A 25744-nucleotide genomic window follows, 5' to 3' on the forward strand; every position below is an offset into this window, starting at 1 on the left:
GCCGAACGGCCCGCGGATCGGGGGATCTGCGGGCCGTTCGTCGTGTGTCTTCGTGGAGCCGCCCAAGGGAATCGAACCCTTGACCTTCTCATTACGAGTGAGATGCTCTGCCGACTGAGCTAGGGCGGCGTGGGCCGGACTTCCGTCCGGCGCACAGTCAGATAGCTTACCCGATCCCGCGAGAAGCTGGCGACCAGAAGGGTCGGGCGTCAGTGCACCTGCGTGCCGAGCGCGGCCAACTGGTCGAACGAGCTCCGCAACCGGTCGGACAGCGGCTCGACGCCGCCGTGATCGGCCCAGCACGACCAGGCGTGGCGCATCCCGGCGAAGGCCACATACGTCACGAGCCGGGCGCGCTGGTGCAGCGTCTCGGTGTCGTCCGCGAGGGCCGGGTCGTCGTGGGCCAGGCGGCGCTGGACGACGCCGCTCAGCGCATCCTCAAACTTGTGCATGCTCGCCATCCGCAGCGCGAAGAGCTCGGGGTTGTCTTTGAGGAGCGCGCGGCGCAGCGTGTGCAGGCGCTGCCTGCTCTGCGGGTCGCCGTCGCCATCGTCCGGCTCACCGCCGGTATCGCCGAGCTCGATCGCGGCGACCAGGAGCTCACTGATGCCCTCCAGGATGGCCTCCCGCGGCCCCGCCGTGATGAAGCGGTCGATGCTCTCTTCGTCTGGCAGTTCCGGGAGCTCGCCGATGATGGCGGACTCCTTCGACGGGAAGTAGTTGAAGAAGGTGCGCGGCGAGACGTTGGCCACGTGGCTGATCTCATCGATCGTGACGCGGTCGAAGCCGCGCTCGCCCGCCAGCTCGACGGCAGCGAGCTGGATGGCACGGCGGGTGGCGATGCGCTTGCGCTCGCGTAGTCCCAGCTCGCCCAGCGCGGATTCGGGTGCCACAGTCACGCTCACGATTATTTCATTCCCTGCAAATTTGCACCACTCGTCAGCAGGTCTTGCCTTCGCCGGGGATCGTGCCTTTCACCAGGTAGGCGTCGACCGTGTTGTTCACACACGAGTTCGACTTGTTGTAGGCGGTGTGCCCCTCCCCCTTGTACGTGAGGAGGTGCCCGTTCTGGAGTTCGGCGGACAGGTTCTTCGCCCACACGTACGGCGTTGCCGGGTCGTTCGTCGTGCCGACGACCAGGATGGGAGCCGAGCCGTCCGCCGAGATCGGCCCGCGCTGACCGCTCGCCTTGTACGGCCAGTTGGCGCAGCCGATGTCGCCGTACGCCATGTACGGGCCGATGACCGGGGCGGCCTTCGCCAGTTCGGCGGCCTGCGACCGCATCAGGGCCGGGTCGGCGTTGTAGGTGTAGTCGAGGCAGTTGATCGCGACGAACGCCTCGGTCGAGTTGTCGGAGTAGGTGCCGTCCGCCGTGCGGTTGTTGTACGAGTCGGCGAGGGCGAAGGCGACGGATGCGCTCCCCTTCATGACCGACTCGAACAGCTTGTCGAGGTACGACCAGGCGGTCGCGTCGTAGAGCGGGGTGATGATCGCGGTGACCAGGGTGTTGGCGCCCAGTTCGCGGCCGTCCGAGTTGCGGATCGGGCTCTTCTCGACCGCCGCCAGGAGCTGGCCGACCGTCGCCATGGCACCGTCCACCGTTCCGGTGAACGGACACCCCTTCTGCGTCAGGCAGCTCGTGAGGTAGGCCCTCAACGCGCTCTCGAAGCCCTTCGCCTGCACCTCGGTGACGTCGAAGTTGGATGCTGCCGGGTCGAGCGCGCCGTCGAGGACGAGCCGGCCGGTCTTGCCCGGGTAGAGGCCCGCGTAGATCGAGCCCAGGTAGGTGCCGTACGAGTAGCCCAGGTAGTTCAGCTTCGTGTCGCCGAGGGTTGCGCGAAGCAGATCGAGGTCTCGGGCCGCGCTCACCGTGTCGAGCTTCGCGAGCGGCGCGCCGGTGTTCTGCTGGCAGGCGTCGCCGAAGTCCTTCGCGACCGCCGTGTTCTCGGCGATCCACTGGTCGGACCCCCGGACACCGGGCGTGATGCCGTAGAGGTACTGGTCCATCTCCTTGGCGTCGTAGCACTTCACAGCAGTGGAACGGCCGACGCCGCGGGGGTCGAAGCCGACGATGTCGAAGTGGTCCTGCAGGGTGGCATCCGCGACGAAGTCGACGGAGTCTTTTACGAAGTCGTAGCCGGACGCTCCCGGACCGCCCGGGTTGGTCAGGAGCGAACCCTGCTTGGTGCCCTTCGCCGGCTGGCGGATCAGGGCGAGCTCGATGTCACCGACCCCCGGGTCGTTCCAGTCCAGCGGCGCTTTCGCCGTGGCGCACTGCTTTCCGCTGGAGCAGGAGGTCCAGTGCAGCACCTGGCTGTAGTACGGGTGCAGGGCGGCGGACACGTTGTCCGGGGCCGGCGTGGACGTCGCCGGTGTCTTGGCGGGCAGGAACCAGGTGACGCACCCGCTGAGGGTGAGGGCGACGACCGCCGCAACGGCCACAGCGGCGATGCGGACGGCGCGGCTGCCGGCTCGGGTGGTCACAGGTCGGTCCCCTTTCGCGCGGTGGTGCCGCGCAGGATCGTGGTCAGCATGGCCTCGAGCGCGAGGGCCGGGGCGACATTGCCGTCGATACGCTCCCGGGCGGTGGCGACGGCGTCCATCGCGGCGAGCGTAGCGGCCGGAGTCGTGTGGGCGCTGAGAGAGTCGAGGTCCGTCCGCAGCTCCTGGTTGACCAGCTCGCTGTCGCTGCCCAGCTGGATCATCATGACATCCCGGTACAGCGAGAGCAGGTCGACAAGAATGCGGTCGATGCCGTCCCGCAGGCTACGTGTCGCGCGGCGCTTCTGGTCCTCCTCCAGCTGGCGGAGCTGACCGCGCAGGGCGGGCGGGATGGTGCCGCCCGGCTCGATCCCGAGCGAACGCAGCGCGTGCTCGCGCTCCTCCGCATCCCGCTCCTCGGTGATCGCTTTCGCGTCGGCGCCTGCGATCTCCAGCAGGGTCGCGGCGGCGAGCACCGCATCGGAGACCGAGCGGATGCGCAGCGCCAGCTCCAGTGTCTGTTGTCGGCGGCTGCGCGCCTCCTCATGCGTCGCCAGGCGGTGCGCCATTCCGATGTGGCTCTGAGCGTGCCGCGCGGCGCGCTCCGCGGTCACGGCGTCGACACCGTCACGTCGGCTGATCAGCTCGGCGACGTCGGCGACGCTCGGCACCCGGAGACGAACAGTGCGGACGCGTGAGCGGATGGTGGGCAACAGGTCGGCGTCGCTCGGCGCGCACAGGATCCACACGGTGCGCTCCGGCGGCTCCTCGAGCGCCTTGAGAAGGACGTTGGACGTGCGCTCGGTCATGCGGTCGGCGTCTTCGATGACCATCACCCGATAGCGACCGACCGACGGTGAGAACTGTGAGCTGGCGACCAGGGAGCGGACCTCGTCGATCGAGATGATGACCCGCTCGGTGCTCAGGACGGCGAGGTCCGGGTGCGTGCGCGCCTCGACCTGGCGCTGGGTGGCCAGGTCGCCTTCCGGGGTTCCCGGGCTGAGGAGGGCGGTCGCGAAGGCGTAGGCCAGGTTGGATCGGCCGGAGCCGGGAGGTCCGGTGATCAGCCACGAGTGGGTCATCCCCCGCCCGGTGGAGCCGTCGGCCGATCTCACCGTGGACCCGGCAGCGGCGGCGCGGACGACCTCGATTGCCTCGTCCTGCCCCGTCAGCTCGTCCCACACCGTCATGGTTTCCAGGCTAGCTGGCACGGCGGACACCGTCGTTCACCGCTGTCCGGGTGCCGGTCAGACGCGCGACGCGAGGCGGTCGCGGATCTCGGCCGCGATGTCCTCGACGGGTCGCGCCGCGTCAACGACGAGGAAACGGTCCGGGTCGTCGTCGGCGAGGCGGAGGTACGCGGCGCGCACGCGCGCGTGGAAGTCGGAGCGCTCGGCCTCCAGCCGGTCGTACCGGGTGCGGGAGGTGTCCAGTCGCGCGCGGGCGGCATCCTCGTCGAGGTCGAGCAGGATCGTCAGGTCGGGCAGCAGCCCTTCGGCCGCCCAGAGGGAGAGGTCGCGGATCTGGCCGGCGTCGAGCACCCGCCCGGCTCCCTGGTAGGCCACCGATGAGTCGATGTAGCGGTCCTGGACGACGACCTCTCCGCGTGCGAGCGCGGGACGGACGACCGTTGCGACGTGGTGGGCCCGGTCGGCGGCGTAGAGCAGAGCTTCTGCTCGGGGCGCGATGTCGCCTCGGTGGTGCAACACGATCTCGCGGATCTCGACGCCCGCATCCGTCCCGCCCGGTTCGCGGGTGCGGACGACGGTCCGGCCGAGCCCTCTGAGCCACTCTTCGAGCAGGGCGGCCTGGGTCGACTTGCCCACGCCGTCCCCGCCCTCGAGTGTGATGAAGAGGCCGCCGCTCACTCGGCGGGCTTCTTCGCGGCGGTCGACCGCGCAGCTGCGGGCTTGGCGGCTGCCGGCTTCTTAGCTGCCGGCTTCTTCGCTGCCGGTTTCTTGGCGGCCGGTTTCTTGGCAGCCGGCTTCTTGGCGGCCGGCCCCTTGGCCCGCTTGTCGGCGAGCAGCTGGACGGCGCGATCGAAGTCGACCTCATCGACGGTCTCACCGCGTGGGATCGTGGCGTTGGTCTCGCCGTCGGTCACGTAGGCGCCGAAGCGTCCGTCCTTGATCCGGATGGGCTTGCCGCTCACCGGGTCGGCGTCGAACTCTTTGAGCGCGCTGGAGGCGCGACGGTTGCCGTACTTCGGCTGCGCGAACAGCTCGAGCGCCCCGGGGAGGTCGACGTCGAAGATGTCGTCCTCGCTGGGAAGCGAGCGGGTGTCGGTGCCCTTCTTCAGGTACGGACCGTACCGGCCGTTCTGAGCCTGGATCTCTTCGCCGCTCTCGGGGTCGGCTCCGACGATGCGGGGAAGGTCGAGGAGCTTCAGCGCGGTCTCCAGGTCGATGGTCGCCAGGTCCATGGACTTGAAGAGGGATGCGGTTCGCGGCTTCTCCGCTGCGGCCTTCTTGGTCTTCTTCGCCGGTTCGGCGACCTCGCCCGTGTTCGGGTCGACGGTCGACTCGTCCTCCGGGTCGGCTTCGGTGACGTACGGTCCGAAGCGCCCGTCCTTGGCAAGCACATGCTTGCCGTTGGCGGGGTTGCTTCCCAGCACGCGGTCCGTCTGCACGGGTGCGTCGATCAACTCGCGGGCCTTGGCCGGGGTCAACTCGTCTGGAGCCAGCTCCGGCGGAATGTTCACCCGGCGCGGAGTCGCGTCGGGCGCGGCGTCCGGCTCGGCGACCTCGAGGTAGGGGCCGTACTTTCCGATGCGGAGCGTGATGCCGTCGTCGATGGCGATCGAGTTGATGCTGCGCGCGTCGATCTCGCCCATGTTGTCGATGACGCGACGCAGACCCTTGTGCTTGCCGCTGCCGAAGTAGAAGCTGTTGAGCCAGTCGACGCGTTCCGCCTCGCCGTCGGCGATCCGGTCGAGGTCGTCCTCCATTTCGGCGGTGAAATCGTACTGCACGAGGTCGCCGAAGTAGTCCTCCAGCAGGCGTACCACCGAGAAGGCGACCCAGCTGGGGACAAGCGCCTGGCCGCGCTGACTGACGTATCCGCGGTCGATGATCGTCGAGATGATGCTGGCGAAGGTCGAGGGACGCCCGATGCCGAGCTCTTCCAGCGCCTTGACGAGGCTCGCCTCGGTGTAGCGCGGCGGCGGTGTGGTCTCGTGGCCATCCGCCGCGACGTCCTGGACGCCGAGCGCCTGCTTCTCGGTGAGCGGAGGGAGCTTGGCCTCTGCGGACTCGGAGGTGTTGCGCTCCTCGTCCTTGCTCTCCTCGTAGGCGTTGAGGAAGCCGCGGAAGGTGATCACGGTCCCGCTCGCGGTGAACTCCGCGATCGTTCCGTCGAGCGGGCCTTCGGTGATTCTGGCTTGCACGGTCACGGACGCCGTCTGTCCTTTGGCGTCGGCCATCTGCGAGGCGACGGTGCGCTTCCAGATCAGCTCGTACAGGCGCAGCTCCGGTCCGCGGAGGGAGCGCTCGAGTTCGGACGGGGTGCGGAAGGTCTCGCCCGACGGACGGATCGCCTCGTGCGCCTCCTGCGCGTTCTTGCTCTTCGACGCGTAGGTGCGCGGCTTGTCCGGAACGGTCTCGGGTCCGTACAGCTTGGCGGCCTGGGCGCGGGCCGCGTTCGTCGCCTGCTGCGACAGCGACGCGGAGTCGGTTCGCATATAGGTGATGTAGCCGTTTTCGTACAGTGCTTGGGCCACACTCATCGTCTGACGTGCCGAGAAGCGCAGTTTCCTGGCAGCTTCCTGCTGCAGCGTCGACGTGGTGAACGGCGCGGCCGGCCTGCGCGAGTACGGCTTCGAGTCGACCTTCGACACGGCGACCGCGGTGCTGGTCTGACGAACGGCCTCAGCAAGCGTCGTCGCCGCGGCCTCGTCCAGCGTGCGGGCGTCCGACGTGAGGGTGCCGTGGTCGTCGAAGTCACGGCCGGTGGCAACCCGCACCCCGTCGAGACGCGCAAGGCGGGCATCGAAAGCGTTCGCGTCTTCCGGAGCCAGCCGCGCGGTGAGTCCCCAGTAGGAGGCCGGCACGAAGGCCAGTCGCTCGCGTTCGCGGTCCACGACGAGGCGGGTGGCGGCGGACTGCACACGCCCGGCGGAGAGGCCCGGTCCGACCTTGCGCCAGAGCACGGGTGACACCTCGTAGCCGTAGAGGCGGTCGAGGATACGCCGCGTCTCCTGGGCGTCGACGAGCGCAGTGTCGATCTCGCGTGTGTTGTCGCGCGCCTTCTCGATGGCCTCGCGGGTGATCTCGTGGAAGACCATGCGCTTCACGGGCACCTTCGGCTTGAGGACCTCGACGAGGTGCCAGGCGATCGCCTCGCCTTCGCGGTCCTCATCCGTCGCAAGCAGGAGCTCGTCGGCGTTCTTCAGGGCGCGCTTCAGGTCGGCGACCGTCTTCTTCTTCGTGTCCGACACCACGTAGTAGGGCTCGAACTCGTTCTCGACGTCGACCGAGAATTTGCCGAGCGATCCCTTTTTGAGCTCCGGGGGGAGGTTCTTGGGCTCGATGAGGTCGCGGATGTGACCGACCGAGGCCATGACTTCGTAACCATCGCCCAGGTACTGGGCGATCGACTTGACCTTGTTCGGAGACTCGACGATGACGAGCTTCTTCGTGTCAGACACCTGACTCCTCTTATATATGCACACGCTGTGTCGTCCACAGCTGACCATGTCGTCCACGACTGGACGGACGTGGCGCGTCTCCCCCTGCGGCGACATTCCACGCCCCGCGCGGTCCGTCGTCCGACAGGCAAACCATACACACCTTCGCCGCTTGTCCACCTAATCGGGTCGGAGGCGTTCGCCATGGGCGCAGCGACGGTTCCCGCGGAGGAACAGCGGTCGACACCAGCCCAAACCCTTTGCCAGCCACCTGCGCAGGAGGAGAATGAAAGCATGGCAACGACAATGATGTACACCGCCAAATTGATCGACGGCCCCCTGGAGGGGAAGACCATTTCGACCGGTTTCCTGGACTCCGGCGACGCCAGGGTCCGCCTGGAAATCCCCGCGTCCGCCGGCTCGAAACACTATCTCTACGTCCGAGCCTCCGGCGCCGAACGGGAGTACGGCTCGGACGACGGTCGCGGTGGACGACCCACCGCGGTCTCCTATCGCTATCTGGAGACCGTCCTCGACTGACTCCGGGCGTCTTCATCGGGCCGGCGCCGGTCCGGCGCGCGCCGCCGCGGAGGCGCTCAACCCGAGGTAGGGCGTCGAAGCACTGACCGTGACGATCAGGCCGACCTGCGCGCATGCATCGATACGGGCCTCGTTGGCTCGGGCGACGAGGTCAGCTGTCTCACAGGGCACGCCGTTGGTGCGCCCTGCTGCGACGTCGGCTGCGGCGAGCGCTCCGAGATCCGCTGCCGCGGCGGCCCGGGCGTGCGCCCCGGCGGCACCGACCACCGCGATCGCCCCACTCCCGATCGCCACGACGGCGCACACGATACCCACCGCGAGAACCGAACCCGACCCTCGGTCATCACCCCACCTGCCGATCAGTCGCCGACCGACTCGTCGAGCGCGCAGGCTCGCGCGGTCAGCCGAATGCCGAGGCGGCTGAGCACCGTGTCCTCCGACGCCGTCATCTGCACGCACAACATGCCCCCTTCGCGTTCGATACTCGTCGTGGTGCCGGCGGGCACCTGACCTGCGGTGGGGTCGTCCCCACGTCCCGCCAGCCGTGCGGCGACCGCCGCGCTCCCCGTGAGGCCGGCGTATTGTCCCAACCCGTGCAGTGCTCCGACGCACAGCGCGAGGCACGCGAGCACAGCAGGGAGGGCGACGGCGAACTCCGCCGTGACACTTCCCCGGTCATCCGCCGGACAGCGCACGGTGCACGAGGTCGGAGAGGATCGCCTTCACCTCGTCGCCCTTCAGCAAGGCGACCAGCAACCCGGCGAACCCGACAGCAGCCAGAATGGTGATGGCATATTCCGCCGTCGCCGCTCCCCGGTCGTCCATCCACCGCCGTCTCGTCCGTCGGCCCGCCCGTTGCAACCGTCCGATCACGTGACCCATCGGGTCTCCCTTCTTCGTGTGCGTGGTCGTTCCCACTGGTCCTATCCTTCGGTGCGGCGTTCGCCGAGTGGACGACGTCTCGGAAACTGTGGAGAAGTCACCGCAGCCCTGCCGTTGTGGACGCCAGAAGGGACAGCACCAGCGGCGCGACCGCCAGCAGCACGAAGCTCGGCAACACGCACACCCCGAGCGGCAGCATCAGGCGAACGCCGAGGGCTGCCGCCGCACGTCGCGCCTCCGCCCGGGCAGCGCGTCGCAGCTGGCGGGCGGACGCCGTCAACAGGTCGACCGCCGGAGCACCGGCAGAGTCGGCCACCCTCAGGATGCGCCGAGCACCGGACTGGTCCGGTGCTCGCAATCCGACGGCACGAGCCGCGCGGTTCGCGGCCTCGACCGATGCCTCTGCGGAAGCCCCGCCTGCGAGGCAGAGGGCGATCAGCTCCTCGCCCAGCCCTGGTATCGGTTCGCGGGCGAGGGCGCGCCGCAGAAGCGCCCACATCCACCATCGGCCCGCCAGCATCAGGACCACGCCCGCCCCGACGGCCGTCGCGCCGACCGGAGACGTGACCGCGCCTGCCAGATCGGCTCCCATCGCGACCGCCAGCACGGCCCCCGCCGCCGGGAGCCACGACACCAGACGCGCGGTCGCTCGTGGCCCGCTCAGCGCGACGTCGGCCTCGCGCTCCGCCTCCGCGACGTCCCGGACGGTCTCAGCCACGACGCGGAGCGTGTGCCCGAGCGGTGCGCCGGAGTCTTCCGCCACCTGCCAGGCCGCGGCGACAGCGCGCATGTCGTCGGATCGCGCCGCTTCCCGCAGAGCGCGCGCACACGACGGTTGAGCCGCGAGGGATGCGACGACCTCCGTGGCGACCGGGTGACCGCCGTGCTCGGCAACAGTCGCCCACGCCGATCGGGGCGCCAGCCCGGCGTCGAGAAGTACGGCGACCGACTCGGCGAGGGCGGCCACGGCGTCCGACTCGGCACCGGGTGCACGTCGCTTCACCCCGCCCCCTCCGCAGTGTCTCCGACCCGCTCGATCGCGAGACGTCCGTCCGCATCCACTCGGAGCCGACCGAAGCCTCCCAGCCTGCGTGAGCCACCGGATCGCTCGAGGTGGACGACGAGTCCGATCGCGCTCACCGCCTGTCTCGCGAGCGCTCGGTCGCCCAACCCGGCGAGCGCGCCGAGCGCCTCCAGCCGGGCGGGAACATCTTCGAGGGAGTTGGCATGCAGCGTGCCCGCTCCGCCGTCGTGACCGGTATTGAGCGCAGCCAGAAGATCGCGCACCTCCTCTCCGCGGCATTCGCCGAGGACGAGCCGGTCCGGTCGCATGCGCAACGCCTCGCGCACGAGACGGCGAAGATCGACACCGCCCGCGCCTTCCAGGTTCGGCTGCCGGGTCTCGAGTCCGATGACATGCGGGTGCGGGATCCGCAGCTCTGCGACATCTTCGATGACGACGATGCGTTCGCCCGGTGGTGCATTGGCGAGCAGGGCCGCCAGCAGCGTGGTCTTGCCGGCCCCGCCTGCGCCGGTGATGAGGAGGTTCGTCCGGCCGGCCACCGCCTGGATCAGCCGGTCGCGCTCGCACACACGCATTCCACCCGCCGCGACGAGCTCGTCGAGTCGCGGCTGCGACCGCGGAGGCACCCGGATCGAGAGCAGCGCTCCGCCCGTGGACACCGGAGGCAGCACCGCGTGCACACGGACGCCCCCGCGGAGCCGGACGTCGACGAACGGCGTGGCCTCGTCGATGTGACGGCCCCCGGCTGCGATGAGACGAACCGCGAGCTCCCGCGCGCTCCGCTCATCGGCGCGCCACACCTCCTCCCGTCGCAGACCGTGCGGAGGACCGTCCGTCCACAATTCGCCCGTTCCGGTCACGAAGAGGTCGGTGACCCCCGGGCGCAGAAGGTACGGGGCGAGTGGACCGAAGGTGCGCCAGAGACCGGGTTCAGGATCGGCGTAAGGAGCGAAGTCGTTCGTCATACGCCGACATTAGGAAGCCTGACGTCCGGATCGTCGGCGCGCACGATAGCGGTGGGAAACCGGCCCGGATCCGAACCTGTGGACGACGCCGCGTCGGGGAGAAACCCGGTTAAAAAGGGGGGGCCGCACCTATTGGGGGGAACAGGTGCGGCCACTGCGGCGCAGGATTGGGGGGAATCGATTGCGCCGCACGCACGAATTTACATTCGGCCGTCCATCAGTTTACGCAGAATCGATGCAAACGCAAGTCTCATGGGACCGCCTCCCTGGCACGTTGTAGAGTCAGGCATTGTCGCGCCACGACCAGTATCGACCGCATCGCGAAGGAGCGAAGAGCCTCCCATGAGCAACACCATCGACAACCTGCTCCACGAAGCCCGCCGGTTTCCGCCCACCGAGGAGTTCGCCGCGAACGCCGTCGCGAACAGCGAGCTCTACGAGCGCGCGTCCGCCGATCGCCTGGGATTCTGGGCCGACCAGTCGCGGGAACTGCTGCATTGGCACACCCCCTTCACCCGCACTTTGGACTGGAGCGAGCCGCCTTTCGCGAAGTGGTTCGACGACGGCCGGCTGAACGTCGCCTACAACTGCCTGGACCGCCATGTGCTGGCCGGCAACGGTGACCGGGTCGCGATCCACTGGGAGGGCGAACCCGGCGACACGCGCAGCATCACCTACACCGAACTCACAGCCGAGGTGAAGAAGGCGGCCAATCTGCTGACCAGCCTGGGTATCCGCGCCGGGGACCGGGTGGCGATCTACCTGCCGATGATCCCGGAAGCCGTGGTCGCAATGCTGGCCGTCGCCCGGATCGGCGCGGTCCACTCCGTCGTCTTCGGCGGCTTCAGCGCGGAGAGCCTGCGCTCGCGCATCGATGACGCCGAGGCGAAGCTGGTCATCACGGCGGACGGCGGATGGCGCAAAGGCCGCGTGTTCCCGCTGAAGGACGCCGTGGATGCCGCGCTCAGCGGTGAGGCCACGTCGGTCGAGCATGTGCTGGTCGTCAAGCGCGGCGAGAACGAGGTCGGCTGGACCGAGGGCCGCGACCTGTGGTGGCACGACGAGCTCGCGCTGGTCGACGCCGACCACGTGGCGAAAGCGTTCCCGGCCGAGCAGCCGCTGTTCATCCTGTACACCTCGGGCACGACCGGTAAGCCGAAGGGCATCCTCCACACCTCGGGCGGCTACCTCACGCAGGCGGCCTTCACGCACAAGAACGTCTTCGACCTGCACCCGGAGTCCGACGTCTACTGGTGCAGCGCCGATGTCGGCTGGATCACCGGCCACACCTACGTCGTCTACGGACCACTCGCCAATGGCGCGACCCAGGTGATGTACGAGGGCACGCCCGAAACTCCGCACCCGGGCCGCTGGTGGGAGCTCATCGAGAAGTACAAGGTCTCGATCTTCTACACGGCGCCGACGGCGATCCGCTCCTTCATGAAGCTGGGCCGCCAGCACCCGCAGCAGTTCGACCTCTCCAGCCTGCGCGTGCTCGGTTCGGTCGGTGAACCGATCAACCCCGAGGCGTGGATGTGGTACCGCGAGGTGATCGGCGGCGACACGACCCCGATCGTGGACACCTGGTGGCAGACCGAGACGGGCGGGATCATGATCTCCGCGCTCCCCGGGATCACGACGCTGAAGCCCGGGAGCGCCCAGGTGCCGCTGCCCGGAATCTCGGTCGACATCCTCGACGAGGCGGGGACGCCGGTCGGCAACGACCAGGGCGGGCTGCTGGTCGTCACCGAGCCGTGGCCGAGCATGCTGCGCGGTATCTGGGGCGATCCGGAACGCTTCAAGGAGACCTACTGGTCGAAGTTCGGCGACAAGTATTTCGCCGGCGACGGCGCACGGTACGACTCCGACCGCGAGATCTGGCTGATGGGCCGCGTCGACGATGTGATGAACGTGTCAGGCCACCGTCTCTCGACGGCGGAGATCGAGTCGGCGCTCGTGGCGCATCCGTTCACGGCTGAGGCCGCGGTGGTCGGGGCACACGACGAGACGACCGGGCAGGCCGTCGTCGCCTTCGTCATCATCAAGCAGAACCAGCTGGAGCAGGCGGGCGCCATGGATGTGGCCGCCGAGCTGCGCAAGCACGTCACCCAGCAGATCGGTGCGATCGCGCGGCCGCGCGACATCTACATCGTGTCGGAGCTTCCGAAGACCCGCTCGGGCAAGATCATGCGGCGCCTGCTGAAGGACGTGGCGGAGGGTCGTGAGGTCGGCGACACCACGACCCTTGCCGACACGTCGGTGATGAGCTCGATCCAGGCGAAGCTCACCTAGCGAGGGGCTCAGTCGATCGCGAGGACGAGCTCCACCTCGACGGGCGAGTCGAGCGGCAGCACCGCGACCCCGACCGCCGAGCGCGCGTGCACGCCTGCGTCACCGAAGATCTCGCCGAGCACTTCGGACGCCCCGTTGATGACGCCCGGCTGGCCGGTGAAGGCCGGGTCGGAGGCGACGAAGCCGACGACCTTGACGACCCGGCGCACGCGGTCCAGCGACCCCAGGACGCTTTTCGCCGCGGCGAGGGCGTTGAGCGCGCAGATACGCGCGTACTCCTTGGCGTCTTCCGCGGCCACGAGGCCTGGACCGTCCCCCACCTTGCCGGTGGCCGGCAGCGCACCGGACACCATGGGCAACTGACCGGAGGTGTAGACGTGGTCGCCGTCGAGGACGGCCGGGGTGTACGCCGCCACCGGCGGAACGACCTGGGGCAGCTCGATCCCGAGCTGGGCGAGGCGCGCTTCGACGTCCGCCATCAGGCCTGCTCCCCGTCCGGCAGGGGACGCTTGAGGTAGGCGACGAGGCCGCCCTCCGGCCCGGTCACCACCTGGACCAGCTCCCAGCCGTCCGATCCCCAGTTGTTCAGGATCGCGGCGGTGTTGTGGATCATCAGCGGGGTGGTCAGGTATTCCCAGCGCGGCATCGTACTCCTCGGTTCGGGGGATTTCGCAGGTTCATCACCTACTCTGATCCTATGTCTGCGCAAAAACCACAGGCTAGGGGTGTGCTCGGTGCCGCCAGTGCCTTCATCGGCATGAGCGTCGTGGCCGGTCTTCTGGTCACTGCTGCCGTCACGCCCGCGATCGCGGTGACCGGGATGGCCGCCAACAACAGCATCGGCGTGTTCGAGGGGCTCCCGGAGTACCTGAACGTCGAGCAGCTCGCTCAGCCGACCACCATCTACGCCAAGAACGGCGACCAGGACGTCCCTCTGGCGACCTTCTACTCTCAGAACCGGCTCCCGGTGGCCTTCAACCAGATCTCGCAGGCCGCGAAGGATGCGGCCATCGCGGGAGAAGACCCGCGTTTCTACAGCCACGGCGGGATCGACATCCAGGGCACCGTCCGCGGTGTGCTCTCCACGGTCGGCGGCGGTGGGGTCCAGGGCGGTTCCTCGATCACTCAGCAGTACGTGAAGAATGTGCTGCTGCAGAAGTGCGAGGCGCTCCCGGTGAAGACCAAGGAGCAGAAGACCAAGTACCAGCAGTGCGTCGACGACTCGACCGGCGTCTCCCCCGACCGCAAGGTCAAGGAGATGAAGTACGCGATCGGAATCGAGAAGAAGTACACCAAGGACCAGATCCTGGTCGGGTACCTCAACATCGCCGGTTTCGGCGGGTCCGTCTATGGCATCGAAGCTGCGGCCAAGTACTACTACAACACCACCGCCGCGGCGCTGACCCCGGCGCAGGCCGCGAGCCTGGTGGCGATCGTCAATGAGCCGACCAGCCTGAAAATCGACGATCCCAACTCGAAGACCAACGGCGCAGCCAACGGGTATGCGGCGAACAAAGACCGTCGTGACTACATCCTCGGCAAGATGTACCAGTACAAGAAGCTCACCAAGGTGCAGTACGACGAGGCGGTGAAGTCGCCCATCCAGCCGGCGATCACTCCCTCCGTCCGCGGCTGCCAGACCGCCGGCGGCTCTGCCTACTTCTGCGACTACGTGCAGAAGATCATCCTCAACGACCCGACGTTCGGCGCGGACGAGGACACTCGCGCGTCCAACTTCAACCGCGGCGGCTACAAGGTGTACACGACCCTCGACCTGCAGCTGCAGCAGGTGGCCGAGGAGACGATGGCGTCGTATGTGCCCGAGACGTATGACCGCGCCAACCTGGGCGGAGTTCTGACCGGCGTGCAGCCGGGCACCGGGCGCGTGCTCTACATGGCCCAGAACAAGGAGTACAGCCAGGACCCCGACGTTCTTAACTCGAGCCCGAAGTTCACCTCCGTGAACTATGCGACCGACCAGGAATATGGAGGTTCCAACGGGTTCCAGGTGGGGTCGACGTACAAGGTCTTCACGCTCGCCGAGTGGCTGAAGCAGGGTCACTCCCTGAACGAGACGGTCAACGCCAACGTGCGCACGTACGATCAGTCGAAGTTCAAGGACTCGTGCCCGGGGTCCGCTTGGGGCGGCCCGTACAAGCCGACCAACGACTCCGGCGGCGAGGAGGGCATCCGTAGTGCGCAAACCGCGACGACCCAGTCGATCAACACGGCGTTCGTGGCGATGGCGTACCAACTCGACCTGTGCGAGATCAAGCACGATGCGGAGGCGTTCGGTGTCCACACGGCGACCGGCAGCCCGCTGAACTCCAACCCGGCGTCCGTACTCGGTACGAACAACATCGCCCCGCTGACGATGGCCACCGCTTTCGCCGGGATCGCAAACAACGGGGTGACGTGCACCCCGATTGCGATCGACAAGATCGTGGACGGAACGGGCAAGGATGTCACCCCGCCGGCATCCAAGTGCACGCAGGCGGTCGACCCGACCATCGCCAACACCATGGCGAAGGCGCTGATGGGCCCGCTGCAGAGCGGAACGGCTGCGGGCATGAACCGCACCGGCAAGGACATGCTCGGCAAGACGGGCACGACAGACGGCAATGAGCAGCTCTGGCTCGTCGCAGCGACCACCAAGGTGGCTGGGGCCTACTGGGTCGGCAACATCGAAGGTCACGTCGATATGCGGCGGATCTATCCCACGCATGGCACGACCCCGGCCATCGCCAGGACGGCGGTCATGCGCACGATGATGAGTGCCGCCGTCGGCAAGTACGGCGGCGACGCCTTCCCCGCGGCCCCCGACAAGCTGATCCGCGGTGTCCAGGTCGCGATTCCGGACCTGACCGGCAAGTCGCCGGATGAAGCGAAGTCGATCCTGACCGGGCTCGGCCTCGACTCGGCCGACGGGGGCCCGCAGGACTCCGTCGCCCCCGCCGGCTCCGTTTCCGCATCGGACCCGGCCCCCGGCACCCAGGTGAGCAAGGGGACCGTCGTGACCCTCTTCACCAGCAACGGGTCGCTCGTCGCCGTGCCCAACGTGGTCGGCCAGAAGCTGTCCGACGCCCAGGCGGCGTTGGCGGCCGCAGGCTTCACCGTGAAGACCGCCGGCGGTAACAGCCCGATATCGACGGTGCAGGCGCAGGATCCTGCGGGCGGCTCGCCCGCGAAGCCGGGGACCGCGGTGACGCTGACCCTCGCGCCGACCATTCCGACACCGACACCGGGTACCAAGGGCTAGTGGCGGGCCGAGCTCTGCGTCCGGCCGCGTCCGCTCTGGCCTTCGTGGCCGGAGCGGGCGCCGCCGCATTCGCGTACGGCTCCCTCATCGAGCGGCGCGCGTACACGCTCCGCGAGGTGAGTGTGCCCGTCCTCCCCGCCGGCGCGCAGCCCATCCGGGTGCTGCACCTGTCCGACCTGCACATGGCGCCCTGGCAGCGCGACAAGCAGGAGTGGATCCGCTCGCTGGCCCGGCTGAAGCCGGACCTCATCGTCGAGACCGGGGACGTGCTGGGCCATGCCCACGGGCTCGAGGGGGTCCGTGCGGCCTACGAAGGCTTCCAGGGCATCCCTGGTGTCTTCGTCCACGGATCGAACGACTACTTCGGCCCGCAGGCGAAGAACCCGCTGAAGTACTTCCTCGGGCCTTCGAAGAAGAAGGCGTCCACGGCGCCGCGTCTCGACACAGCGGCATTGACCGCGTTCTTCCGCGACCTCGGCTGGACGGACCTCGACAACCGGGCAGCCGGCCTGGAGGTGCGCGGCACGCACCTGGAGCTCTTCGGCGTCGACGACCCGCACATCCGCTTCGACCGGGTGGAGTCCATCCCCGGGGCGCTCGACGAGCTGCGTGAGGACGACCCGTTCTCGGATGACAACACGTGGCCCGACGGGGGCCCAAGCCGGCAGCGTCAGGCAGTCACCATCGGAGTGACGCACTCCCCCTACCGCCGGGTGCTGGACGCGTTCGTGACGTACGGCGCGTCGATGATCTTCGCGGGTCATACGCACGGCGGCCAGGTCTGCGTGCCCGGTTTCGGTGCCCTGGTGACGAACTGCGACATCCCGCGAGCCCAGGTGAAGGGCTTGAGCATCTGGCGCCACGCGTTCCGCTCGGCCTACCTGAATGTGTCAGCCGGCCTGGGCACCTCGATCTTCGCGCCTGTGCGTTTCGCGTGCCGTCCGGAGGCCTCGCTGGTGACGCTGACGGCAGCGGCCTGACCCGCTCTTCAGGCGCCGTCCGTGGTCATCAGCACAGCCGCGCTCGTGTATCCTGGATGAGGCCTTCGGGGTGTGGCGCAGCTTGGTAGCGCGCTTCGTTCGGGACGAAGAGGCCGCAGGTTCAAATCCTGTCACCCCGACCAAAAAGAAGTGCCGGAGCGTATCGCTCCGGCGCGGACGAGCGGAAGTGTGCGGGCGACCGCCGTGTCGATGCGCTCACGGAGGTCCTGGGAGCGGATCTCGTAGTCGGCGAAGTCGCTCTCGCTGGCGTAGATGCCGAGCGGAACCGTGAGCGATTGGAAGAAACCGAACAGCGGGCGCATCTGGTGCTCCACCAGCAGGGCGTGCCGGTCGCTGCCGCCCGTCGCGGTGAGGACCACCGGCTTGTCGATGAGGGCGTACTGCCCGATGTGGTCGAAGAACAGCTTGAACAGGCCGGTGTAGGTGGCACGGTATGCGGGCGACCCGACGACCAGGATGTCGGCTCGCTCCACGGCCTCCAGCGCCTCCGTCACGATCGGGCTGAGGTTGCTCCGGTACGGGCCGGCGCCGAGTTCGGGCAGCAGCGGCGCGAGTTGGATGGTCCGCGCGACACCGCCCGCCGCCTCCGCGTACGAGCGCGTGACGTCGTCCACGAGCACGGTCGTCCGCGAGGGGTGCGTGGGGCTTCCGCTCACTCCGACGACGGTCAGTGCGTGCGACATGGGGTACCGCCTTTGCTCGGTTCCTGGATGTTGCCCCACGGTACCTGGCGTGGACAGCGACCGGGCTGGTCGCCGTCACGGTCCGTCATGAGGCTGGGTACAGCTCCCGGACGATCTCGAGCGAGCGGATGCGTCCCTCCACCGTCGCGGCACCCGAGGAGATCATCAGCTCGTCGGTCTGCGTGGAGGCGAGCAGGGAGTCGAGCCGTGCCTTGACCTGGTCCGGTGTGCCGATCGCCTGCCGGGCATTACGGCTCGCGATGAACTCCTCTTCGAGCGGCGTGAACTCGTAGGCGAGGGCCTCCTCGATGCTGACCGGTTCCGGCTTCATGCCACGGCGCATCCGCAGGAACGACAGCTGTCCGGGGAGGGACAGAGCGCGCACCGTCTCCGGGTCCTCGTCGGAGACGACGTTGACGGCGATCATGGTGTGCGGTTCGGCCAGGGTGTCGCTCGGCTCGAACCGTGAGCGGTAGAGGTCGAGCGCAGCTTCGGTGTTCTCGCCGGCGAAGTGGTGGGCGAAGGCGAATGGCAGGCCGAGCGCTGCGGCGACCTGAGCGCTGAAGCCGCTGGAACCGAGCAACCAGACCTGCGGTGCGTCCCCGAGCCCGGGGACCGCGGTGATCCCGTGCAGGGGGTTGGCGTCGCTCATCCCGCCGTAGAAGAACCCGAAGAGATCGAGGAGCTGCTGCGGGAAGTCGTCGACGCCGAGCCCTTCCGGGCTGCGCCGCAGCGCCATGGCGGTCGCGCCGTCCGTTCCAGGGGCGCGACCGATGCCGAGGTCGATGCGGTCGCCGTAGAGCGCGCGGAGCGTCCCGAACTGCTCGGCGACGACGAGCGGTGCGTGGTTGGGCAGCATCACGCCTCCGCTGCCCACCCGGATGCGCTCGGTCGCGGCGGCGACACCGGCGATGAGCACCGCGGGCGCGCTGGACGCGATGCCGGGCATGCCGTGGTGCTCAGCGACCCAGAACCGTTCGTACCCGAGGCGCTCGGCGGCTTGCGCGAGCCGGATCGTGCCGCCCACCGCATCGGCGTTGGTGCCTCCCGCGGGACGGCTGGCGAGGTCGAGGACGTTGAGGGGGATGCTGGTGGCGCTCACCACGTCTGCAACGCGTCCCCGCACGCGACGATTCCCCCGCGCGACGATTCCCGGCGGACTGCGTTGTCCGACCGGGAATCCTGTCGTGCATCGGTCAGGTCGTCAGGAGGTCTTCTTGACCCTCCGCGCCCAACTCACGATGGCCAGGGCGATCAGGCCGAGGATGATGAGCGAGCCGCCCATCCATGCCGCCCAGCCGGCGACGACCGAACCGGTGTCCGGCAGACCGCTGCTGCCGCCCGGGTCGCTGACAGTGACGGCGTGGTCCGCGGGCAGGATGGTCAGCGTCGCGGGGCACTGGTGCCCGCTCGTCTGCCCGACGCCGATGAACGCGTACGTGCCGGTGGCCGACGACGGGATGGTCACCGTGAGCACATCGCTTCCGTCGGCGTTGGAGTGCTTGACGAAGTGGAGGCTGCTGGGTGCTGTGACGAACGACGCGAGCCGGAATGACGATCCGCTCTCGCCCGTGACCGTCCAGTCGATCCCCTCGCCGGGTATCCAGGTGCCGGGGATGCAGATGAGGGTGGCGGTGCCACCGGCTCTGGCGACGCTGGAGTCGAAGGCGCACTGGGCGCCGTTGGTGTAGTCGACCGCATTCGCCGCGGTCGGGGCCACAAGCAGCAGGCCCGCGGTCACCGCGACTGCCGCCAGAATCTTCTTGAACATCTGCCCGCCTCGGTGTTGGGCCCGGCTCAGGGCCGCGTTAAATGAGTAAAATTCACTTTACGACGCTCGAACAGGAAACGGCAAGAGGCGCGACCGGCTTCGTTGTCCCCACAACGGGGGTGGAGCCGTCGCCAGGGAGGGTGGGCGTCGTCACCACGCTCAGGCGGCTCGACGCCCGCTTCGCACTGAGGAACTGGACCGTGACGATCTTCGACTCCCCCGGCGCGAGCTCCACCGTGAACAGGCTCACCGGACGAGACGAGTCCACGCCGGCCACGGTCGGGTAGTTCGCGCCGTCACTCTGGGTCGAGGCCAGCAGGCCGCCGCTCGGGCCATACACAGCGACTCGCGTTTTGATGTGACCGGGCGTCACCCCGAAGACGCCGCCTCCCGTGACGTACCGCGGGAGGGTGGCACCCGCGTCGGCTGCGGCACGGTTCGTCAGGGTCACGGAGACGACGCTCGACGGCTTCCCGTCCGCCCGGCACACCGCCGAGCCGGCCGAGACCGACGTGCCCAGGTAGTAGTCCATCTTCGATCCGCCCGCGTCGTTGTAGTAGACGCCGATGCTGGCGGAGGAGCCATCGGAGACCGGGAGGCCGCCCGTCAGGGTGGTCCCGCTCAGCACCCTCTGATCGCCGGGATGCGCGCTCCAGATCAGCACGCGGCGCGAGTCGCCCGCCGACGCGAGCGCGCTCAGCAGCTTCCTGCCGTTCGCTCCCCCGGCGGAAATCCGGTCGAACACGGCGCCGGCGGCGGACGCGAAGAAGGCATCCTGCTGGTCGGGGTCGGTGTACCGCTGGTAGACGTCGCTCAGCAGCAGCTTCACCGCGTTGGCGGACGAGATCTGGTCTCCACCGGGGAGGGTCACTGGACCGGTCGCGTCGAGCAGACCGCTCACCACGACCGGGTCGATCGCGATAACACCGTCGATCGTGCCGCCGTACGTAGTAGTCCACATCCGGGATGCGGTTGCAGCGGCCAGCGGGAAGTCCGGCGTGAGGTTCACATCCTGCAGGTATCGGCCGACCAGCGGACCGTACAGGCCCTGGGTGTTCAGCGGGACGTCCGCGACCGACGACTCCCAGGGCCCGATCGACGTCCCAGCGGACTGCCGAGCCATCGAGATCGCCCCGTTATCCACGTGCAGGAGGGTGACGGCGCCGATGAGCCCGCCGGTCGACCGCAGCTCGGCCGGGTTCTGGGCGACGAGCAGATAGTCGCGCGGGCCGTCGGCCCCGAGCATGGCGGGGAGGAGTTGTACGGCGTTGCCCAGCGCGTCGATATCCGGAGCCGCGCGATCAAGGACCCCGCGCAGGCGTTCGATGCCACTCGCGACTGGTCCAATGAGTGCGCCGGTTCCGATGCTCGCGACGCTTGCCCGCGCGGACGCGTACGCGGTCCGCGCCGTGGCGACGGCGGGCTGCGCTGCCCGGATCGGAGCGAGGTCCACCCGGCCGTTCTTGATTGCGAACGCCCGCAGATCGGTCGCGGACCCCGCGGCGACGAGGGGCTCGACGACGCGGGAGGCGACGGTGTCGGAGGCAGCGGCCGCGGTGCGCACCGCCGCGAGGTTCGGACCAAGCCACGGCACGGCCTCTGCGGTCCTCCAGATCGGGTCAGAGGTGAGCCTCGCTGCCTCCCCCGTCTTCTGGCGGAGGGTGCGGGCCGCGATGCCCGCGCCGGCGAAGTCCTGGTACCGGATCGCGGTGTTGACCGCCTCGGCGGCGGGGACGGCCTCGGTGAGCGCTCGCTGTGCGAGGTAACCGCGGACCCCGATCCAGACGATCGCGAACAGCAGGATGAGGGCGATCGCCGAGAGGATCGTGGCGACAGGATGGCGCAGTCGCCTCCGTCGCGGAGCGCCCGGTTGCGCTTCAGCGTCGGCGCTCGGCGGCGCCTCGGGCACGGTGAGACCTGTTGCCATGCAACGAATCTAACAAATCCTCATTTTTTTGGCGGCCCCCAAAATGGAGGGCGATCACAACCGGCCAACGTGCGGGTGCAGATCAGTCGTCCGCCTCGATCGCGATGGTGTTACCGTCCGGATCCGCGATCCAGGCGATGCGTCCCCCACCGGCCCGAGGCCCGATCCCATGCTCGTCCTGATCGAAGCCTTGGTAATGAGCGAACTCCCCGCCTGCCCTGGAAAGCCTGTGGACAATCGCATCGATGTCATCGACGTAGAAAGTCGCGACCGTTGATTGCGTTCCACCCGCGGTCGGTGTCTCGAACACGTTGAGCATGGTGCCCTGCCCGGCCTTGTAGAACCGAGCGCCGCCTTCGATATCCGCGCTCGGACCGACACTTTCGGGCACGAGACCCAACACCCCCTCGTAGAACGCCACCGCCCGTTGAATATCGGTAACGCCGATCGATGCCCTGACGGGGTAGTCGCCCAACATGTCCCGCACTATAGACCCGCAGCGACGAGACGACCGGGCACGCCCGAATGGATCGGTTTTGCGGGCGGTCCTTCGCTATATTGGGCGGGTGATTACCGGATCGGCTGTATGCCATGCACAGGTTGGTAAACCGGCAGTTCGCTGAGGCTCCGGCGGTCGGCACGACCGTTCGACCCCATCTCCTCGCTTGAGCCCACGTCTCGACGCTCGCGCGCTCCGCCTCGTTCTCGCGCCATTCAGATGCCCGGCGCACCTCATGGGATCAAAAAATGCGAGCAAGAGCACAGACGCAGACACAAGCACAGACACAGACACGCAGGAGAAGAATCATTTCAGCAACGTTCAACCACACCATCATCGCCTCACAGGATCGAAACCGGTCCGCCCAGTTCTATCGGGACCTCATTGAAGCGTCGGAGGCCCCATCCTGGGGTCCGTTCAGCAACATCACCCTCGATGGCGGCGTGATGCTGCAATTCGCGGAACCGCCCGTGGAAATCCAGATGCAGCACTATGCCTTCCTGGTTGATGAGGAGCTCTTCGACCGCGCCTACTCACGCCTGGTCGACTGGGGCGTGACGCACTGGGCGGACCCGCAGATGACCCGTCCGGGCGAGACGAACACCGAGCATGGCGGACGGGGCGTCTATTTCAAGGACCCCGCCGGCCACGCCATCGAACTCATCACCCAGCCTTACCTCTAGGGGTCCGGACCGGACAGTGGAATGCCCATCGGACCCGCGCCGGTGGGCGCTCCCGGGTCGTGCGCACGAGCGACGCCTCGACCGCCTCCGGGCATTATGCAGCGACGACAGGGGGTTGCCGCAAGGCCCTCCTCGTATAGCAGGATCGCTCTCATTACCCCAGATCGTTAGCCGGCACACAGTGGGGCATGAACGAACAATCTAATGAGAAGGAGAAGCAGCTGATGGCAACGGTCCTGTACATGTCGGTATCGCTCGATGGGTACGTCTCGAAGCCAGACGATTTCTTGGGCGGCGACGACGGCAACCGGCTTCACGAGTGGTACGCGCCCGGTGGGAACTCCTCTGCTCTGACCGGCGAGGCGAAAGCCCTTGCCGGCGAGCTCGACGAGATCGGCGCGGTCGTCACCGGCAGGCGCACCGCCGAGTTGATGGACCATTGGGGTGGCGATGTACACAACGGCGTCCCCATCTTCATCCCGAGCCATCGGCCACCGGGTCCGGCCGCCCGGTGGAATTACCCGAACGTCAGCTACGTCCTCGACGGGATCACGAGCGCGATAAGGCAGGCAGCAGCCGCGGCGGGCGATCGCAACGTGTATGTGCAAGGCGGGTACACCGCGCAGAAAGCTCTCGAGGAGGGAGTCCTGGATGAAATCCAGCTGCACCTGATACCGGTGCTGCTGGGCGGGGGTCACCGTCTGTTCGACGTGCTCCCCGCCGAGATCGAGCTCGAGATCGTCAAGGTCATCGACACCCCGCACGCCACGCACATCCGCTATCGGGTGTTGCGCTGACCGCCGTCCCGACGGAGTCACACGCGAGGAGGCGCCCACATGCATCCGGTCGCGTGGACCATCTTCTCGCTGGATGCTGCGACGGAGGCCAGGATTCGCGCGCTCGTCGAGAAGGCGGCCTCCTAAAGGGACCCCCGCCACAGGATGCGGCGCTGAAAGCGCATCCTTCTCTCTTGTCCGTCGGCCATCGGGCGCCTTTCCCACTGTCGAGTGGGTGAGCCGGCCGGTAACGTTGCCTGATGGCAGCGAACCGTTCGAGCGTGCTCACGTCCCAGCAAGACGATTTCCCGCGGTGGTACCAGGACGTCCTGGAGAAGGCGGAACTGGCTGACAACGGGCCGGTCCGCGGCACGATGGTGATTCGGCCGTATGCGTACGGATTGTGGGAGCGGATGCAGGCCGAGGTCGACGGTCGTATCAAGGCGACGGGAGCCGAGAATGTCTACCTGCCGTTGTTCATCCCGCAGTCGTACCTGGAGCGGGAGGCCGAACATATCGAGGGCTTCAGCCCGGAGCTCGCGGTTGTCACCCACGCCGGCGGCAAGGAGCTGACGGAGCCCGTCGTGATCCGCCCGACGAGCGAGACCATGTTCGGTGAGCTGATGTCGAAGTGGATCCAGTCGCATCGCGATCTCCCGATGCTGCTCAACCAGTGGGCGAACGTGGTGCGCTGGGAGATGCGTCCCCGGCTGTTCTTGCGCACGTCGGAGTTCCTGTGGCAGGAAGGACACACCGCGCACGCCAGCCGCGAGGATGCAGCCGCCTACGCTCTGCGCATCCACCTCGACGTCTACCGGGACTTCTTGCAGAACGTCCTGGCGATCCCCGTCCTCGTCGGGGTGAAGTCACGGCGTGAGCGCTTCGCGGGCGCGATCAACACGATGACCTGCGAAGCGATGATGGGCGACGGGAAGGCCCTTCAGATGGCGACCAGCCACGAGCTGGGCCAGAACTTCGCCACCGCCTTCAACATCACCTACACCGGACCCACTGAGCAGGTCGAGACGTGCTGGACGACGTCGTGGGGGTCGAGCACACGGATGGTGGGCGGGTTGATCATGGCGCACGGGGACGATCGGGGCATCCGGATCCCTCCGAGAGTGGCACCCGTGCAGGCCGTCGTCATCGCCGTGAAGGACGACGATCGGACAGCGGCCGCAGCCGCACAGATCGTCCAATCGCTCACCACTGCCGGAGTCCGCACCCGGCTCGATGCCCGGACCACGCAAGGCTTCGGCCGACGCGCCACCGAATGGGAGCTGAAGGGAGTTCCTCTGCGCATCGAGGTGGGTCCCCGCGACCTTGAAGCAGGGCAAGCAACGATCGTCCGCCGCGAGAGTGGCGACAAGTCGGCAGTGCCGCTCAGTTCGATCGCGGATCGTGTCCCGCTCCTGCTCGAGACGATGCACACGGAGATGATCGAGGCCGGCCGCCGAAGCCTCGCTGCCCGCACAACGGATGCTACGTCCATCCCGGAAGCCCTCGAGGCGGCGCAGAGCGGTTTCGCGCGGATCCCGTGGAAGATGCTGGGCGAGGAAGGTGAGACCGTGCTCAACCGCCAAGCGGTGAGTGTCCGGTGTCTCCAGACAGTCGATGGGTCAGTGCCGACCGCATCGACGGTAAGCGACGAACTCGTGGCGATCGTCGGTCGGAGCTACTAGCCGGTTCGCCCCAGAGGTCGGTCGCGACGGCCAGTCCGTCAACCTGCACGGATAGCGATCCGTCAGCGTTCGATGTTCTGGTCCTCGGAGTGTGCGCCGTAATACTCGGACTGCTGCCGCATGAGAGTCCTCATCGGCACGCCGGGTCCGACGCCGTAGACAGTTCCGCTGAAGTCGAGTTCCCGCTGGATCGCCCAGATCTCCTCATGACGTTCCGGCGAGAGGATCGACGCGGGATCACCGAGCGCAACCCATCCGATCGGGACGACAGCACCGGCCTCCACCACCGTGTTGACCTGGACGACGCCGTTGATGCGGACCTCGGCTCCCGACCCGACCCGGCTACCGGGAAAGAGCGAAGCGCCGGTCGCGATGAACGCTTCGTCTCCCACAGTGCTCCCGTTGATGTGCGCGTGTGGCCCGATCATGACTGCAGTGCCGATGTGGGCAGGGTGTCCGGATCGTCCCCGGATCAGGGCGTGCTCCATGACGATGGTGTCCTCGCCGATGCTGACGTCGCCATCCTCGGCAGTGATCACCGCTCCGTGCAGGATTCGGGCACCTGATGCGATCCGGACGTTTCCCACGATGACAGCTGATGGTGCGACGTAGGCGTCCGGGTCGATCGAGGGTTCACCATCGCGGTGTCTCATGA

At 67.9% G+C, this 25744-nt stretch carries 25 protein-coding genes and 2 tRNA genes; 8 read left to right on the forward strand and 19 right to left on the reverse strand.

What is annotated here, in order from left to right:
- Positions 1 to 53: 53 nt before the first annotated feature.
- From AB4079_RS16855 to topA, 6 genes are all read right to left on the reverse strand, one after another.
- Positions 54 to 129: transfer RNA gene (locus AB4079_RS16855), tRNA-Thr, on the reverse strand.
- Positions 130 to 209: 80 nt separating this feature from the next.
- The gene (locus AB4079_RS16860; protein ID WP_441788474.1) at positions 210 to 905 is read right to left on the reverse strand and encodes a TetR family transcriptional regulator; all 696 of its coding nucleotides are present in this window, start codon (positions 903 to 905) and stop codon (positions 210 to 212) included.
- A gap of 34 nt (positions 906 to 939) precedes the next feature.
- Entirely contained in the window at positions 940 to 2484 is a 1545-nt protein-coding gene (locus AB4079_RS16865) for an alpha/beta hydrolase (RefSeq protein WP_441788475.1), read from the reverse strand.
- Entirely contained in the window at positions 2481 to 3671 is a 1191-nt protein-coding gene (locus tag AB4079_RS16870) for a DNA polymerase III subunit delta' (protein WP_441788476.1), read from the reverse strand. Before AB4079_RS16870 ends, AB4079_RS16865 begins: the two co-directional genes overlap by 4 nt.
- Positions 3672 to 3728: 57 nt before the next feature.
- The gene (gene tmk, locus AB4079_RS16875) at positions 3729 to 4349 is read right to left on the reverse strand and encodes a dTMP kinase (RefSeq protein WP_441788477.1); all 621 of its coding nucleotides are present in this window, start codon (positions 4347 to 4349) and stop codon (positions 3729 to 3731) included.
- Entirely contained in the window at positions 4346 to 7126 is a 2781-nt protein-coding gene (topA, locus tag AB4079_RS16880) for a type I DNA topoisomerase (RefSeq protein WP_441788478.1), read from the reverse strand. Before topA ends, tmk begins: the two co-directional genes overlap by 4 nt.
- A gap of 273 nt (positions 7127 to 7399) precedes the next feature.
- On the opposite strand from topA, the gene AB4079_RS16885 reads away from it, so the two are divergent.
- On the forward strand, positions 7400 to 7645 hold the full coding sequence (locus AB4079_RS16885; protein WP_441788479.1) for a hypothetical protein: 246 nt from the start codon (positions 7400 to 7402) through the stop codon (positions 7643 to 7645).
- A 12-nt stretch (positions 7646 to 7657) separates the two neighbouring features.
- Here the strand turns inward: AB4079_RS16885 and AB4079_RS16890 are convergent, their stop codons facing one another.
- The 5 genes from AB4079_RS16890 to AB4079_RS16910 all read right to left on the reverse strand — a co-directional run bounded on the left by AB4079_RS16890 (position 7658) and on the right by AB4079_RS16910 (position 10516).
- A complete protein-coding gene (locus AB4079_RS16890) occupies positions 7658 to 8104 on the reverse strand; it encodes an Rv3654c family TadE-like protein (RefSeq protein ID WP_441788480.1) in 447 nt (148 codons plus the stop codon).
- Positions 8005 to 8340, reverse strand: coding sequence for a TadE family type IV pilus minor pilin (locus AB4079_RS16895; RefSeq protein WP_441788481.1), 336 nt, complete (start codon positions 8338 to 8340; stop codon positions 8005 to 8007). Before AB4079_RS16895 ends, AB4079_RS16890 begins: the two co-directional genes overlap by 100 nt.
- Positions 8321 to 8563 (reverse strand): DUF4244 domain-containing protein, encoded by a 243-nt coding sequence (locus AB4079_RS16900; protein WP_441788482.1) that lies wholly within the window; start codon positions 8561 to 8563, stop codon positions 8321 to 8323. The genes AB4079_RS16895 and AB4079_RS16900 overlap by 20 nt, the downstream gene beginning before the upstream one ends.
- A gap of 61 nt (positions 8564 to 8624) precedes the next feature.
- Complete coding sequence (locus AB4079_RS16905; protein WP_441788483.1) at positions 8625 to 9530, reverse strand: type II secretion system F family protein; 906 nt, start codon at positions 9528 to 9530, stop codon at positions 8625 to 8627.
- Entirely contained in the window at positions 9527 to 10516 is a 990-nt protein-coding gene (locus AB4079_RS16910; protein ID WP_441788484.1) for a TadA family conjugal transfer-associated ATPase, read from the reverse strand. The genes AB4079_RS16905 and AB4079_RS16910 overlap by 4 nt, the downstream gene beginning before the upstream one ends.
- A gap of 342 nt (positions 10517 to 10858) precedes the next feature.
- Here AB4079_RS16910 and acs point away from each other — a divergent pair, with 342 nt between their 5' ends.
- Complete coding sequence (gene acs, locus AB4079_RS16915) at positions 10859 to 12808, forward strand: acetate--CoA ligase (RefSeq protein ID WP_441788485.1); 1950 nt, start codon at positions 10859 to 10861, stop codon at positions 12806 to 12808.
- A gap of 8 nt (positions 12809 to 12816) precedes the next feature.
- On the opposite strand, the gene AB4079_RS16920 is transcribed toward acs, so the two are convergent.
- A complete protein-coding gene (locus tag AB4079_RS16920) occupies positions 12817 to 13287 on the reverse strand; it encodes a RidA family protein (RefSeq protein WP_441788486.1) in 471 nt (156 codons plus the stop codon).
- A complete protein-coding gene (locus AB4079_RS16925; RefSeq protein WP_441788487.1) occupies positions 13287 to 13454 on the reverse strand; it encodes a hypothetical protein in 168 nt (55 codons plus the stop codon). The genes AB4079_RS16920 and AB4079_RS16925 overlap by 1 nt, the downstream gene beginning before the upstream one ends.
- Before the next feature lie 51 nt (positions 13455 to 13505).
- Here AB4079_RS16925 and AB4079_RS16930 point away from each other — a divergent pair, with 51 nt between their 5' ends.
- From AB4079_RS16930 to AB4079_RS16940, 3 genes are all read left to right on the forward strand, one after another.
- On the forward strand, positions 13506 to 16067 hold the full coding sequence (locus AB4079_RS16930; protein WP_441788488.1) for a transglycosylase domain-containing protein: 2562 nt from the start codon (positions 13506 to 13508) through the stop codon (positions 16065 to 16067).
- Positions 16067 to 17047: a metallophosphoesterase gene (locus AB4079_RS16935; protein WP_441788489.1), complete on the forward strand. Its 981-nt coding sequence runs from the start codon at positions 16067 to 16069 to the stop codon at positions 17045 to 17047. Before AB4079_RS16930 ends, AB4079_RS16935 begins: the two co-directional genes overlap by 1 nt.
- 66 nt (positions 17048 to 17113) lie before the next feature.
- Positions 17114 to 17190, forward strand: a tRNA-Pro gene (locus AB4079_RS16940).
- Here AB4079_RS16940 and msuE read toward each other — a convergent pair.
- From msuE to AB4079_RS16965, 5 genes are all read right to left on the reverse strand, one after another.
- Positions 17179 to 17751, reverse strand: a complete 573-nt coding sequence (gene msuE / locus AB4079_RS16945) for an FMN reductase (protein WP_441788490.1) — start codon at positions 17749 to 17751, stop codon at positions 17179 to 17181. The genes AB4079_RS16940 and msuE overlap by 12 nt on opposite strands.
- 85 nt (positions 17752 to 17836) lie before the next feature.
- Complete coding sequence (locus AB4079_RS16950) at positions 17837 to 18877, reverse strand: LLM class flavin-dependent oxidoreductase (protein WP_441788491.1); 1041 nt, start codon at positions 18875 to 18877, stop codon at positions 17837 to 17839.
- A gap of 78 nt (positions 18878 to 18955) precedes the next feature.
- Positions 18956 to 19522: a hypothetical protein gene (locus tag AB4079_RS16955; RefSeq protein ID WP_441788492.1), complete on the reverse strand. Its 567-nt coding sequence runs from the start codon at positions 19520 to 19522 to the stop codon at positions 18956 to 18958.
- A gap of 52 nt (positions 19523 to 19574) precedes the next feature.
- Positions 19575 to 21449, reverse strand: a complete 1875-nt coding sequence (locus tag AB4079_RS16960) for a DUF4012 domain-containing protein (RefSeq protein WP_441788493.1) — start codon at positions 21447 to 21449, stop codon at positions 19575 to 19577.
- An 82-nt stretch (positions 21450 to 21531) separates the two neighbouring features.
- Positions 21532 to 21927 (reverse strand): VOC family protein, encoded by a 396-nt coding sequence (locus AB4079_RS16965; protein WP_441788494.1) that lies wholly within the window; start codon positions 21925 to 21927, stop codon positions 21532 to 21534.
- Positions 21928 to 22196: 269 nt separating this feature from the next.
- Here AB4079_RS16965 and AB4079_RS16970 point away from each other — a divergent pair, with 269 nt between their 5' ends.
- The 3 genes from AB4079_RS16970 to proS all read left to right on the forward strand — a co-directional run bounded on the left by AB4079_RS16970 (position 22197) and on the right by proS (position 25089).
- Positions 22197 to 22631, forward strand: a complete 435-nt coding sequence (locus tag AB4079_RS16970; protein ID WP_441788495.1) for a VOC family protein — start codon at positions 22197 to 22199, stop codon at positions 22629 to 22631.
- A 188-nt stretch (positions 22632 to 22819) separates the two neighbouring features.
- The gene (locus AB4079_RS16975; protein WP_441788496.1) at positions 22820 to 23428 is read left to right on the forward strand and encodes a dihydrofolate reductase family protein; all 609 of its coding nucleotides are present in this window, start codon (positions 22820 to 22822) and stop codon (positions 23426 to 23428) included.
- Positions 23429 to 23667: 239 nt separating this feature from the next.
- On the forward strand, positions 23668 to 25089 hold the full coding sequence (gene proS, locus AB4079_RS16980; RefSeq protein WP_441788497.1) for a proline--tRNA ligase: 1422 nt from the start codon (positions 23668 to 23670) through the stop codon (positions 25087 to 25089).
- Between the two features lie 62 nt (positions 25090 to 25151).
- On the opposite strand, the gene AB4079_RS16985 is transcribed toward proS, so the two are convergent.
- The gene (locus AB4079_RS16985; protein ID WP_441788498.1) at positions 25152 to 25742 is read right to left on the reverse strand and encodes a gamma carbonic anhydrase family protein; all 591 of its coding nucleotides are present in this window, start codon (positions 25740 to 25742) and stop codon (positions 25152 to 25154) included.
- Positions 25743 to 25744 lie beyond the last annotated feature (2 nt).

This window comes from Leifsonia sp. 2MCAF36 (genome assembly GCF_052115525.1).
Lineage (GTDB): Bacteria > Actinomycetota > Actinomycetes > Actinomycetales > Microbacteriaceae > Leifsonia.

Bases quoted from the DNA above. Each gene is read 5' to 3' on its own strand.
- AB4079_RS16870 (WP_441788476.1), bottom strand. From the start codon at position 3,671: ATGACGGTGTGGGACGAGCTGACGGGGCAGGACGAGGCAATCGAGGTC.
- AB4079_RS16885 (WP_441788479.1), top strand. From the start codon at position 7,400: ATGGCAACGACAATGATGTACACCGCCAAATTGATCGACGGCCCCCTG.
- AB4079_RS16910 (WP_441788484.1), bottom strand. From the start codon at position 10,516: ATGACGAACGACTTCGCTCCTTACGCCGATCCTGAACCCGGTCTCTGG.
- acs (WP_441788485.1), top strand. From the start codon at position 10,859: ATGAGCAACACCATCGACAACCTGCTCCACGAAGCCCGCCGGTTTCCG.
- AB4079_RS16920 (WP_441788486.1), bottom strand. From the start codon at position 13,287: ATGGCGGACGTCGAAGCGCGCCTCGCCCAGCTCGGGATCGAGCTGCCC.
- AB4079_RS16925 (WP_441788487.1), bottom strand. From the start codon at position 13,454: ATGCCGCGCTGGGAATACCTGACCACCCCGCTGATGATCCACAACACC.
- AB4079_RS16930 (WP_441788488.1), top strand. From the start codon at position 13,506: ATGTCTGCGCAAAAACCACAGGCTAGGGGTGTGCTCGGTGCCGCCAGT.
- msuE (WP_441788490.1), bottom strand. From the start codon at position 17,751: ATGTCGCACGCACTGACCGTCGTCGGAGTGAGCGGAAGCCCCACGCAC.
- AB4079_RS16955 (WP_441788492.1), bottom strand. From the start codon at position 19,522: ATGTTCAAGAAGATTCTGGCGGCAGTCGCGGTGACCGCGGGCCTGCTG.
- AB4079_RS16960 (WP_441788493.1), bottom strand. From the start codon at position 21,449: ATGGCAACAGGTCTCACCGTGCCCGAGGCGCCGCCGAGCGCCGACGCT.
- AB4079_RS16965 (WP_441788494.1), bottom strand. From the start codon at position 21,927: ATGTTGGGCGACTACCCCGTCAGGGCATCGATCGGCGTTACCGATATT.
- AB4079_RS16970 (WP_441788495.1), top strand. From the start codon at position 22,197: ATGCGAGCAAGAGCACAGACGCAGACACAAGCACAGACACAGACACGC.
- AB4079_RS16975 (WP_441788496.1), top strand. From the start codon at position 22,820: ATGAACGAACAATCTAATGAGAAGGAGAAGCAGCTGATGGCAACGGTC.
- proS (WP_441788497.1), top strand. From the start codon at position 23,668: ATGGCAGCGAACCGTTCGAGCGTGCTCACGTCCCAGCAAGACGATTTC.
- AB4079_RS16985 (WP_441788498.1), bottom strand. From the start codon at position 25,742: ATGAGACACCGCGATGGTGAACCCTCGATCGACCCGGACGCCTACGTC.